Origin of the sequence: Emticicia agri (assembly GCF_004168285.1) — a bacterium.
Taxonomy (GTDB): Bacteria; Bacteroidota; Bacteroidia; order Cytophagales; family Spirosomataceae; genus Emticicia; species Emticicia agri.
This window is the reverse complement of sequence record NZ_SEWF01000018.1, coordinates 26,383-39,410: the sequence shown is the minus strand read 5'-3', so window position 1 is coordinate 39,410 and position 13,028 is coordinate 26,383. Positions and strand designations below refer to the sequence as shown.

The following is a 13,028-nucleotide window of genomic DNA, read 5'->3' as shown; positions in this document are numbered from 1 at the left end:
TAGTAGGAGTAGTAAAATCGTAGAGAATGATTGATAAATTAAACAAAACCTCAATATATGTTTAGAAAATTAATTTTAGTCTTATGGATTATTTCTTGTAATACATTTGCTGACGATGGTTCCCGGTTATGGCTTAAATATGATTTACTGAAAGATACTCAACAAAGAGAAAGCTATATTGCCCTTACAAAATATATTTCATTCACACATGATTCACCAATTGTTGCCACAGCAGCTAATGAATTACAGTTGGGATTTGAGGGGCTTTTAGGTAAAAAAGTATCGTTTCTGAGAAATATAAGCGGTAAAACAGGCGGTATTGTTCTTGAAGTAAACTCAGATGGTGCCAGTGTGCAGAATTTAGCCGATGATGGTTTTGCTATCAATCATCTAAAAGGAAATATTGTAATCAGTGCAAAAACACCGTCGGGGGTATTGTATGGAGCATTTGAGTTATTAAGAAATATACAGACGGGAAAAAATATCAGTAAAATTGCCATTACCAATAATCCGAAGGTAAAAATCCGTATGCTTAATCACTGGGACAATGCCAATGGTACAGTAGAACGAGGTTACGCTGGGTCTTCTATGTGGAAATGGACGGAACTGCCTTTTAGAATTGACCCGAGGTATATTCAATACGCCAGAGCCAATGCATCTATTGGTATCAATGCAACCTCTATTAATAATGTGAATGCCAGTTCAAGATTTCTGACGCCTGAATACCTTGAAAAAATAAAAGCAGTAGCAGATGTATTACGACCGTATGGCATCAGTGTATTTATTTCTGTCAATTTTGCTTCGCCACGAACCTTGGGCGGTTTAAAAACGTCTGACCCGCTTGACCCTGAAGTACGAAAATGGTGGAACGATAAAACAAAAGAGATTCATGAATATATTCATGATTTTGGTGGTTTTTTGGTAAAGGCCAATTCGGAGGGACAGCCGGGGCCACAGGATTATGGTCGTACACATGCAGACGGTGCTAATATGTTGGCTGAAGCCATGCGCCCATTTAAGGGTATTGTAATCTGGCGCGCGTTTGTATATAAAGCCGACCCCAATGGCGACCGTTTTAAAGAAGGATACGACCAGTTTAAACCATTAGATGGTACTTTCGACCCGAAAGTGATTGTTCAGGTGAAAAATGGCCCTATTGATTTTATGCCACGTGAGCCTTTTCATCCGATGTTTGGGGCATTTCCTAAAACTACTTTGGGTATGGAGTTTCAGATTACGCAGGAGTATTTAGGGCAATCGACGCACCTGACCTATCTTGCCCCCATGTTTAAAGAGTGTCTGGATAGTGATACCTACGCACAAGGGAAGGGGTCAACTGTTGCCAGAGTAATTGATGGTAGTTTAGAGTCGCATCAAAACTCATTGATGGCAGGCGTAGCCAATACAGGGTCAGATGTAAACTGGACCGCCCACCCGTTTAATCAGGCCAACTGGTATGCTTTCGGCAGATTAGCCTGGGATTATAACCTGTCGTCGGAGCAGATAGCTGCCGAATGGATTGCCATGACCCTGACAAAAAACAAAACTGCACAAGACAAAATTAATACCCTAATGATGCAGTCATTACCCGTTTATATCAGCTACACTTATCCGTTAGGTACAGCACATATGATGGGCGAGGGGCACCACTATGGGCCTGAACCCTGGCTGGCTAAAAGCGGAAGACCAGACTGGACATCGGTCTATTACCACAGAGCCGATTCAGTCGGTTTAGGTTTTGACAGAACCGGAAAAGTAAGTAATGCTTTAAGTCTGTATAAACCCGAAGTGCGAAAGCAATGGGGTAATGCTGACGAATGCGATTTAAACTATTTGTTATGGTTTCATCATGTACCCTGGACAAAGAAACTGAGTACAGGAAGAACACTCTGGGACGAACTGTGTTTCAGGTATTATGATGGCGTTGAACAGGTAAGAAAAATGCAAACCAACTGGGAGAGCCTGAAAAATGAGATTGATACCGAAACATTTGAAAACGTGCAAGGTCGGTTGAAAATACAGGAGAAGGAGGCATTATGGTGGCGAGATGCCTGTGTTTTATATTTTATTACCTATGCAAAAATGCCGATTCCGGCACCATTAGTTCCACCCGCACGAAGTCTGGACGAAGTTAAAAAATTAGTAGAAATATACCATTTAAGATGATTGGAGAACAAAAACTGAACGGCCACGAAGCTGCTCATCTGAAAAAAAACGTGTTTTCGTTAGAAGGTAAATTAGCATTGATAACCGGAGGAGGGAGTGGAATTGGTTTTAATATAGCCCAGTGTATGATTGAGGCAGGCGCCAGAGTGGTGATTACCGGAAGGCGGGAACATGCACTTGCCGAATCGGTAGAAGCATTGGGAGAGTCAGCGCAATATGTGGTAAATGATGTAACCGAACTAAGTTTATTAGAAGGGTTAGTTGCACATATTGAAACACATATCGGACCGATTGATATTCTGGTAAACAATGCCGGAATCAATATGAAAAAACCTGCTTTGGAGGTATCAGATGAAGACTTCCAGCGAATTGTGCATACGAACCTCAATGCAGTATTTGCCTTAACCAGAGCTTGTGCCAGACGCATGATTGAACGTAGGAATGGTTCTATCCTGATGATTTCATCAATGGCCGCCTACTATGGAATCGACCGTGTGGTTGCCTATGCGGCATCAAAATCTGGGGTTGAGGGTATGGTAAAAGTATTGGCTTCTGAGTTTTCAAAATACAATGTCCGTATTAATGCCATTGCTCCTGGTTTTATAGAAACAGCTATGATGCAGACCGCTATGAGTAGCGACCCCGACCGGATGAACAAGGCATTGAATCGCACGCCAATGGGCAAATTCGGCAAGCCTGATGATGTGGGCTGGGCAGCAGTATTTTTGGCATCAGAAGGCGCCAGATACATTACAGGGGCATCTTTGCCGGTAGATGGAGGAAACTCCGTAGGATTTTAATAAGAGACTAATTAGTATTGTATCAGGGTTTAACCATGTACCGGATTTAATCTCTCATGCACTATGCAGCAGTTCGAACACTAATAATTTTTTATCACCATAATTTATCAGACAAATGTATTGCTTTACCCATAAAAAACTCATCTTACTTTCGGTCTCACTATTTGCGGCAGTTGCAGGTGCTGCTCAGGGAAAAAAACAACCCATATCACAGCCATTGGTAAGTCATATTTATACTGCTGACCCATCTGCACATGTTTTTAATGGCAGAATTTATATTTATCCTTCACATGATATTGAGTCAGGCATAAAACAGGACGATAACGGTAGTCATTTCGATATGAAAGATTATCATATTTTATCAATGGATAGTCCAACAGGCAAAGTTACTGACCACGGGGTGGCATTAGATATTAAAAATATCAGCTGGGCAGGCCGTCAGTTGTGGGCACCCGATGCTGCTTATAAAAATGGCACTTATTACCTTTATTTTCCGGTAAAAGACAAACAGGATATTTTCAGAATCGGGGTGGCCACAAGCAAAAAGCCTGAAGGACCCTTTAAAGCCGAAAGCAAACCGATTGACGGGAGTTTTAGTATTGACCCCTGTGTATTTAAAGACACTGACGGCAGCTACTATATGTATTATGGGGGTATCTGGGGTGGTCAATTGCAGAGATGGGCAAGTGGCTCGTACGATGCGAATGCTAAACTAAGAACGGCTAACGAAGAAGCTTTGTTACCTAAAGTAGCCAAAATGAGCAATAATATGTTAAGTTTTGCTGAAGCCCCCAAAGATGTGAAACTTGTTGATGAAAACGGAAAGACATTTTTGGAAGGCAATAATGATAAACGCTTCTTTGAAGCGGCTTGGGTTCATAACTATAATGGCAAATATTATTTTTCATACTCAACAGGCGATACGCATTTTATCTGTTATGGCATAGGAGACAGTCCTTATGGCCCTTTTACCTACAAAGGAGTCGTGCTGAAACCTGTTGAGGGGTGGACAAATCACCATTCTATTGTGGAGTTCAAAGGGAAATGGTATTTGTTTTATCATGACGTACAATTATCCGGACAAACACATTTAAGAAATATAAAAGTAGCTGAACTGAAATATAACCCTGATGGTACTATAGTTACGGTTGATGCCTATAAATAAAAGCAAAATGAAAAAAATATATTCCGGTTTATTCATCTTTCTTCTTTCAGTAGCTTTTTTGCAGGCACAGGAAAAGGGCTTGAAAGATTATTATAAAGATTATTTTCTGATAGGTGTAGCCGTAAATCCCAGAATGATGGAGCCCGGTGCTGAATCGACTTTGATAGTACAGCACTTTAATAGCATGACCCCTGAAAATGCAATGAAAATGGGTCCTATCCATCCAGAAGAAAATCGTTATAATTGGGAACCTGCCGACAAAATTGTGGAATTTGCACAGAAAAACGGCTTGAAAGTGAGAGGGCATACCCTTTGCTGGCATAATCAGACACCTAAGTGGTTCTTTACTAAAAATGAGCAACAGGTTACCCGAGAAGAATTATTGGCTCGCATGAAGCAACACATTACTGATGTGGTAAGCCGCTATAAAGGTAAACTGTATGCATGGGATGTTGTCAATGAAGCAGTACCCGATAAAGGTGATGAAATATACAGGAAATCGAAATTTTACGAAATCATTGGGGAGGATTATATAGAAAAAGCATTTGAATATGCCCACGCAGCTGACCCGGATGCTTTGCTTTTTTACAATGACTATAATACCGAAAATGCCTCAAAGCGTGACCGGATTTATCAGTTGGTTAAAAAACTGAAAGAGAAAGGTGTATCTATTCATGGCGTAGGTTTGCAGGGGCATTGGTCTGTGTATGAGCCTACTGCGCAGGAACTTGACGAATCAATCAGTAAATTTGCTTCTTTAGGTTTGCAGGTACAAATAACCGAATTAGATGTATCGGTATATGTAAAAGAACATGAGCGCAGGGAAAAAAAGCCAACAGATATTACGTCTTTCCCTCCTGAAATCCAACAGAAACAAACCGAACAATACAAGAAACTGTTTGAGGTTTTCCGTAAGCATAGAGGTCAACTTACCGGGGTTACATTCTGGAATCTATCTGATAAATCTACCTGGTTAGATTCATTCCCTTTTCCGGGCAGAAAAGATTATCCTTTATTATTTGATACAGAGCTTAAACCTAAACCCGCCTATTGGGAGGTAATTAAATTTTAAGGTTGTCTGTCATTTAGGAAGAGTATTTATTCAAATAAGGTTTGAGTAAATACTCTTTTTTTTACCTTTGGTTAAAGTTTCAACCGTTCATTAGTCAATCAATTAAATATGGAAAAACAGAATTATCAAAACCATGTAAGATATTATCCGCTGCATCATTTTATCTTTTATCCGGTTGCAGGCTTTCTGATGGGGTTATGTATTTATTTCAGTAGCCAATATCAGGAACAACAATTAATCTGGATAGTGATGAGCAGTGTGGTTTTTCTGGTAATCTGGCTTTCTTATATGCTTCGCCAGCATTATGCTTTAATAAATCAGGATAGAATTGTGAGGTTAGAGTTGCGTTTTCGCTATTATTTATTGACTAAAAAAAGACTGGAACTGATAGAACATAAACTTACTTTGAAACAACTATTAGCCTTACGATTTGCTTCTGATGAAGAACTACCTGAGTTAATTGAAGAAGCCGCCGCCATTAACCTTTCGGCAAAAGAAATCAAACAATCAATCAAAAACTGGACCCCTGATTATATGAGGGTTTAACTGAAGGATTAAAAGCAATTGGTAATATTTATTTACTTTGAATGAGCCAAAAGTGCTTTAACTACTTCAGAATCTTACTATTAATGTTTGAAATAATTTTCAACCTATAAATAAATTTTGTACTTTGTTTTTAACCTTTATCAATTTTTCAATAGCGTTTAAATAAGCTAAACTTTATATTTGTAAGGTTTAATTTTATCGCTACCATGAAGGTACCCAATCTATCTTTATTTTTGGTATTGGCGGCAAATCTGTTGTTGTTTTCCTGTAAACCTGATTTGCCTGAAGAAGTAGCTGTTGCTTATGAGGAACTGCCAGACAAACTTGACTATAATCTGCATGTAAAACCTATTCTTTCTGATAAATGCTTTGCCTGCCACGGACCTGATAAAGCCAAGCAAAAAGCCGGGTTAAGACTTGATTTTGCAGAATTTGCGTATGCCAATCTTCCTGAAAACCCGGATAAGGTAGCAATAGACCCTGGAAGTCTGAAAAATAGCGAAGTTTTTTATAGAATCTTATCAAATAAGGCAGACTACATGATGCCCACGCCGGATTCGCACCTGAAACTAAGTGCCAGAGAAAAGGCGGTATTAGTGAAGTGGATAGAAGACGGAGCCGAATATCAACAGCACTGGGCATTTATCAAACCCGAAAAACCCGATTTGCCTGATGTAAAAAATGAAAAGTGGGTAAAGAATCCTATTGACCATTTTATTCTGGCTAAACTCGAAGAAGAAAAACTTTCACCTGCCAAAGAAGCCGAAAAGGAATTACTCCTACGAAGATTATCTCTTGACCTCACAGGGCTACCGCCTACCTTACAGGAGATAGATGTTTTTCTGAAGGACCATAGCGCCGATGCTTATGAAAAGCAGGTCGATAGGTTGTTGGCATCGTCGCATTATGGCGAAAAAATGGCAGTTGACTGGTTAGACTTAGCCCGCTTTGCCGATTCTCATGGCTATACGGTGGATAGATTAAGAGATATGTCGCCCTACCGTGATTGGGTGATTAATGCTTTTAATAAAAACATGTCGTACAAGCAGTTTATTCATCAGCAACTGGCAGGTGACCTGATGCCCAAACCCACCAAAGATATGATTATTGCCACGGCTTTCAATCGCAATCATCAGCAGAATATGGAGGGAGGAATTATTGAAGAAGAATTTCAGACTGAATACGTAGTTGACCGGACGAATACCTTTGGTGATGCTTTCTTAGGACTTTCGGTAAGTTGTGCCAAATGTCACGACCATAAATACGACCCTATTTCACAGAAAAATTACTATGAACTCTTTAGCTTTTTCAATAATGTGCGAGAAGCCGGACAGATTTCATGGGATGATGCTTTGCCATCACCAACGTTACTATTGCCCACACAGGAACAGGAAAAAATAATTGGCTTTATTAATAATCAGATAAAACAGCAGGAAAGTATAGTGGAGAAAACTAAATTGACTGCTACCCCTGATTTTGAAAACTGGCTGAAAACGGGTGCATATAAAAAGCTGACGAAAGAAAAAATACCACAGGCGGGCTTATTAGCACAATATAGTTTCGACGACGGCACTTTGAAAAATGCTATTAATCGCAAACAGGTTGGCAGTATGAAACGGGAGTCGGGAGCAGAAGGAGACAAGCCTATTTTTGAGAAAAGAGACAAGGGGAAGGCAATGGTGATGGACGGCGATAATTACCTCGATTTGAATGGTGTGGGAGTGTTCAGAAAATCGGAGCCTTTTACAGTGGGTCTGTGGGTATATATCCCGAAAGATTTAAAAGAGGGCGTTATTATTCATAAAAGTCAGGCAGAAAGGTTGTATAATTTCAGAGGTTTCCATTTATATCTGAAAAACGACAGGCTTGAAATTAATATGGCGCATACGGCGCCTTCCAATGCCATCACTCGAATTACCAAACAAGCGGTTACCCGTGAAAACTGGATTCAACTGACCATGACTTACGATGGTTCATCTAAAGCTAATGGCTTTCGCTTGTATCAGAACGGAAGAGAGTTGCTGATGGAAACAGGGATGGACCAGCTTACCAAAGATATTTTGCTGAGAGGGTCTCCTCAACCCGGGTTACAGGTGGGTGCCTGGTGGCGTGGATTTGGTTTTACAAACGGAAAAGTAGATGATATTGTGGTATATAACAGAGTACTTACTCCGTTTGAGCTTAAAATATTAGCTGATAAAGCCAGCTGGGAAAATGTGTTAGAACAACCTGATAAAAACGAATTAAAAGAGTATTATTTCTCGGCCATATCGCTTGCTACGACAAAGGCCAGAGAAGATTTAAAACAAACCAGAACCGCATTATCAGATTCAATGGCTCAAGTAAAAGAGATTATGGTGATGCAGGAAATGCCAAAACGTAAAAAAGCTTATATTCTCAAACGTGGAAATTATGATGCTTTGGGTGAGGAGGTGTTTCCAAACACACCTGATTTTATTCTGAAGTTTCCTGATAACCTGCCAAAAAATCGGTATGGTTTAGCGCAATGGCTTACCCATGAAGATAATCCGTTGACAGCAAGAGTAGCAGTTAATCGTTTCTGGCAGAATTTCTTTGGAGTAGGTTTGGTGAAATCAACCGAAGATTTTGGTAATCAAGGTGAAATGCCGAGCCATCCGCAATTATTAGACTGGTTGGCTGTCAATTTCAGAGAATCTGGTTGGGACATAAAGAAAATCAATAAATTGATTGTGATGTCAGCTACTTACAGGCAGGACTCAAAAGCCACCAAAGAACAAAGAGAAAAAGACCCGGAAAACCGATTATTAGCGCATGGCCCTGTTTTCAGGATGACTGCCGAAATGATTCGGGATAATGCGTTGGTAGCGAGTGGGTTAATCAATAAAAAAATAGGGGGACCAAGCATCAAACCCTATCAGCCTGATGGACTCTGGCAGATTAATAGTGCCAATTACAAGGCAGATTCGGGCGAAACAGTTTATAGAAGAAGTTTGTATATTGTGGCAAAAAGAGCAGTACCCAATCCAACGCTGGCAACATTCGATGCCACTACCCGTAGTTTTTGTGTGGTACGCCGTCAGAAAACCAATACACCTTTACAGGCTTTGGTAACGCTGAATGACCCGACTTTTGTTGAAGCGGCCAAGGTGATAGGGGAGCAGATGTACAAAACTTCTGATAAACAAGAGGGCATCAGGCAGGCATATAGAAAACTGACCGGACGAAAACCATCGGATAAAGAATTGAATTTACTTGTAAAGCTACAACAGTCTGAACAAAGCAAATTTAAAAACTCACCTGACAAGGCAAAAGGCTGGTTAAGTGCCGGACAATACCAGGTTTCAGAAACCTCAGACCAGTCGTTGGTGGCGGCCAATGCCGTTGTAGCAAGTACAATAATGAATTCTGATGCAACTTTAACCAGACGATAGCATGTCAGACCACCATCATAAAGAGTTCAGATTAAACACACCGGAGTTTAATCAGTTGAACAAGCAGTTAGACAGACGTACTTTTCTGACCAAAACTTCTTTGGGTCTGGGTGCTTTGGCTATGGGTTCATTGTTGGGGTCTAAGGCAATCTTTGGGCAAAATGGCAAACCTTTGGTTGAGAGACCTCAGAATCTGGAGGAGCAAATTTTTAAAGCATTGCCACATTTTGCCCCCAAGGCCAAGCGGGTAATTTATCTGTTTATGAGTGGTGGCCCTTCTCAGTTTGAGACCTTTGATTATAAACCAAAATTAGTTGAACTGGCTGGCTTGAATCTGCCGGATTCTGTACGAAAAGGCCAACGTTTAACAGGTATGAGTGCAAGCCAAAGCGTTTTGCCAATGGTGCCTTCTCTATTTAATTTCAAGCAATATGGTAAAAGCCAAACATGGGTAAGTGAATTGTTGCCACATACAGCCAGCGTTGTTGATGAGCTTTGTGTGATTAAGTCTATTTATTCAGAAGCTATCAATCACGACCCGGCTATTACTTTTTTCCAGACCGGAAATCAGTTGCCCGGCAGACCTTCTATCGGTTCCTGGGTAAGCTATGGTTTAGGTTCTGATAATCATAACCTGCCGACTTTCATCGTGCTGGTATCTAAGAATGCGCCCAAAGACCAACCTCTATATGCTCGTTTGTGGGGAAACGGCTTTTTGCCATCTAAACATCAGGGAGTGCAATTCAGGTCAGGCAAAGACCCTGTTTTGTTTTTGAATAATCCCGAAGGGTATGATGGAAATGATAGAAAAGAAATGCTGGATTATCTATCAAAACTGAATCAGTTACAAAACGAAGCGTATGGCGACCCGGAGGTGGATAATAGGATTGCGCAGTATGAAATGGCTTACCGGATGCAGACTTCTGTGCCGGAGGTAATGGATATTTCAAAAGAACCTGATGAGGTTTTTGATTTATACGGGTCGGATAGCAGAGATACAGGTACATATGCGGCCAATTGTTTGTTGGCTCGCAAACTCATAGAAAAAGATGTAAAGTTTGTGCAATTATATCATCAGGGTTGGGATCAGCATGGAGGGTTGCCTAAGGGCATAGCAAACCAATGCAAACAGGTTGATCAGGCAACCGCAGCACTCATATTAGATTTGAAGAGAAGAGGACTTATGGAAGAAACATTGGTTATATGGGGTGGTGAGTTTGGTCGCACAGTTTATTCACAAGGTAAATTGACAAAAGATGATTATGGAAGAGACCACCATCCGAGATGTTTTACGATGTGGATGGCAGGAGCAGGGGTAAAAGCAGGATTTAATTATGGAGAGACAGATGATTTTAGCTATAATATTATTAAAGACCCGGTTCATGTACATGACTTTCAGGCTACTTTGATGCACCTGATGGGGGTAGACCACGAAAGATTAAGTTTTAAATTTCAGGGAAGAAGATTCCGTTTGACAGATGTTCATGGAAAAGTTGTAAGAGATATTTTAGCATAAAATGATTTTAATAGATATTTCTACCTTTCTCTACGTCAGGTGTCCTAAATTAGTAGAAATCTTATTCTTTAGGTTGAAAACCAGGCTACAACAAATGAAAGAACAATGGGAATCACAATTGTGGCAATCACACTATAACGCCACAAGGCATTGGCTTTTCTTGCTTTGCGTTCGAAGTAGACCGTTTTCAAATGAGCAATAAAATAACTGTTTATTAGCCAGGTTATAAGAAAAATAATAAGAGCCATCAAGCAGGTTGTAATTTAATATTTTCAAAATTTAATATATCTTTCTGGCTTTTCAAATCTCCGTCCAAATATTGTTAATACAATTCAATTTTGATTAATACAAAGTATACACTTTATGAAAAAACTAAGTTTACTTTTCCTGTTCGTGCTATTCATTACAAACCTTCAAGCCCAAACCAAAGCCCCGGAAATGCTGAAAGGCAATTTCATGGATGATTACAAAATCACCTATACTATCAACGATACCCTTTGGACACAAAAGCCAAACGCCAAATATCATATCATTAAGTGGAATGAAAAGGAACAATATCTCATTGCCAGAAATGATAAAAATAATCCGGCTGATGGCGGTCTTTATACACGCATTGATTATATGACATTTGAGAATATGAGTCCATTCTTGTGGGGTTTTTGTTTAAGTGCTTATAATGCTCAAACAGAAGCACAGGCCGAAGCTGTGAAAATTGCGGATAGAGCTAACCCAAGAAAAGGTTGTAATGGATTTCCGTTTTCGAGGATGAAGCAGGTGGAAGATTAGTACAACAGGCAAAAATCTTATAGTAATGTATCTTGATAAGGTATAAAAAGTGATAATTGTTATTTTTAACAAATGGTAAAAATATATAGGATTGTGATGAATATCTTGCGTCTATGAATGAATTGATAGAATATATTTTGCAATTTGGTAACCTGAATAAACAACAAATAGAACTAATCAGAAAAAGTGCAATTGAGAAAAAACTGGTGAAAGATGAGTATTTTTCTGAAGCAGGGAGGGTTCCAAAACAAGTTGGTTTTGTTGTTGAAGGGGTCATCAGGGGTTGTTATTATAATAATAAAGGTGATGAAATCACCCGATGCTTTATTACTGAAAATAATCTGGTGGTGGATTATGTGAATTTTGAATCGAACAATGTATCTTCAGAATACTTGCAGGCTTGTACAGATTGCACTCTCATTGTGTTTTCTAAACAAAAATGGGAAGAACTTTCTTATACCATATCAGGTTGGAACGAGATTAAAAACAGGATGGTATACATATGTATGTATCAAAAAAGCAGAAAAGGGCCGATAATTTCACAAGATGCTACTACTCGTTATCTGGAATTTATAGAAAATTATCCTTCACTTACTAACCGTATTCCATTAAGTTATATTGCTTCCTATTTAGGTGTTACGCAACAATCATTGAGCCGCATAAGGAAAAACATTCGCTGAATCGCTTTTTAACAAATGGTAAATGATTTCATTCTTATACTTAACAATTTTGCATTGTTAATTAAAAAAAAGTAAAAATGAAATCAGTCTTAATTACAGGTGCCAACAAAGGTATTGGCTTAGAAACAGTAAAACAACTCTCAAGAAGAGGCTTTTTCGTTTATTTAGGAAGTCGTGATATTGAAAAAGGAAATGTAGTTGCAAATGAATTAGCCATGAACGGATTTGTAAATATCAGGCCCATAGAAATAGATGTTACCAAGCCTGAAACTATTTTATCTGCTTATAGCATTATTCAAAAAGAGTATGGACATTTAGATGTTCTGATAAACAATGCAGGTATTAGTGGTATTGTTCCCCAAAACTCACTTGAAACAAACATTGATACCTATAAAGAAGTATTTGATACCAATTTATATGGTGTGATAAGGGTAACACAGACATTCATTAGTTTGTTACAAAAATCTGCTGAACCAAGAATTGTAAATGTAAGTACCAGTGTTGGGTCTCTCGCTTTGCAAAGTAATCCGGAATGGCCCGCTTTTGATTATGCAAAGTATGTAGTTTATGGCTCCTCAAAAGCCGCTATGAATATGTATACCATTCATTTAGCTTATGAAATGCGTGCTACCCCATTCAAAATAAATGCGGTTTGTCCTGGTCTTACCAAAACCGATTTTACTAATTTTAATGGTGGAGAAGTTGACGTGGCAGCAAACCGGATTATTAAATATGCTTTAATTGATGAAAGTGGTCCTACAGGTAAATTTTTTAGTGAAGAAACCAATCCTGAAGTAGGTGAAATACCTTGGTAATAATCAAAGTATAAGTATGGAATGATAAACTTTAATTTCAGCAAATGTAAAAATAAAAGCGTGTGGAAA

11 protein-coding genes are annotated in these 13,028 nt (G+C 39.2%); 10 read left to right on the top strand and 1 reads right to left on the bottom strand.

Annotation, left to right across the window (positions count from 1 at the left end):
* The first annotated feature begins 57 nt into the window (after positions 1-57).
* The 7 genes from EWM59_RS13590 (at position 58) to EWM59_RS13560 (ending at position 10,678) form a co-directional block, all read left to right on the top strand.
* Positions 58-2,166, top strand: a complete 2,109-nt coding sequence (locus EWM59_RS13590) for an alpha-glucuronidase family glycosyl hydrolase (protein WP_130021525.1) — start codon at positions 58-60, stop codon at positions 2,164-2,166.
* Complete coding sequence (locus EWM59_RS13585; RefSeq protein ID WP_207219983.1) at positions 2,163-2,966, top strand: SDR family NAD(P)-dependent oxidoreductase; 804 nt, start codon at positions 2,163-2,165, stop codon at positions 2,964-2,966. The genes EWM59_RS13590 and EWM59_RS13585 overlap by 4 nt, the downstream gene beginning before the upstream one ends.
* 115 nt (positions 2,967-3,081) lie before the next feature.
* Positions 3,082-4,131, top strand: coding sequence for a glycoside hydrolase family 43 protein (locus EWM59_RS13580; protein WP_130021524.1), 1,050 nt, complete (start codon positions 3,082-3,084; stop codon positions 4,129-4,131).
* A 7-nt stretch (positions 4,132-4,138) separates the two neighbouring features.
* The gene (locus tag EWM59_RS13575) at positions 4,139-5,203 is read left to right on the top strand and encodes an endo-1,4-beta-xylanase (RefSeq protein ID WP_130021523.1); all 1,065 of its coding nucleotides are present in this window, start codon (positions 4,139-4,141) and stop codon (positions 5,201-5,203) included.
* A gap of 108 nt (positions 5,204-5,311) precedes the next feature.
* A complete protein-coding gene (locus EWM59_RS13570) occupies positions 5,312-5,749 on the top strand; it encodes a DUF6526 family protein (protein WP_130021522.1) in 438 nt (145 codons plus the stop codon).
* A gap of 206 nt (positions 5,750-5,955) precedes the next feature.
* Positions 5,956-9,162, top strand: a complete 3,207-nt coding sequence (locus tag EWM59_RS13565; RefSeq protein ID WP_130021521.1) for a DUF1553 domain-containing protein — start codon at positions 5,956-5,958, stop codon at positions 9,160-9,162.
* A gap of 1 nt (position 9,163) precedes the next feature.
* Complete coding sequence (locus EWM59_RS13560) at positions 9,164-10,678, top strand: DUF1501 domain-containing protein (protein ID WP_130021520.1); 1,515 nt, start codon at positions 9,164-9,166, stop codon at positions 10,676-10,678.
* 68 nt (positions 10,679-10,746) lie between these two features.
* Here EWM59_RS13560 and EWM59_RS13555 read toward each other — a convergent pair whose 3' ends face one another.
* The gene (locus tag EWM59_RS13555; protein WP_130021519.1) at positions 10,747-10,926 is read right to left on the bottom strand and encodes a hypothetical protein; all 180 of its coding nucleotides are present in this window, start codon (positions 10,924-10,926) and stop codon (positions 10,747-10,749) included.
* Positions 10,927-11,041: 115 nt separating this feature from the next.
* Between EWM59_RS13555 and EWM59_RS13550 the strand changes: the two genes are divergently transcribed.
* The 3 genes from EWM59_RS13550 (at position 11,042) to EWM59_RS13540 (ending at position 12,959) form a co-directional block, all read left to right on the top strand.
* Complete coding sequence (locus EWM59_RS13550; RefSeq protein WP_130021518.1) at positions 11,042-11,464, top strand: hypothetical protein; 423 nt, start codon at positions 11,042-11,044, stop codon at positions 11,462-11,464.
* A gap of 113 nt (positions 11,465-11,577) precedes the next feature.
* The gene (locus tag EWM59_RS13545) at positions 11,578-12,144 is read left to right on the top strand and encodes a Crp/Fnr family transcriptional regulator (protein ID WP_130021517.1); all 567 of its coding nucleotides are present in this window, start codon (positions 11,578-11,580) and stop codon (positions 12,142-12,144) included.
* Positions 12,145-12,221: 77 nt separating this feature from the next.
* Positions 12,222-12,959: an SDR family oxidoreductase gene (locus tag EWM59_RS13540; protein WP_130021516.1), complete on the top strand. Its 738-nt coding sequence runs from the start codon at positions 12,222-12,224 to the stop codon at positions 12,957-12,959.
* The last annotated feature ends 69 nt before the right edge of the window (positions 12,960-13,028 follow it).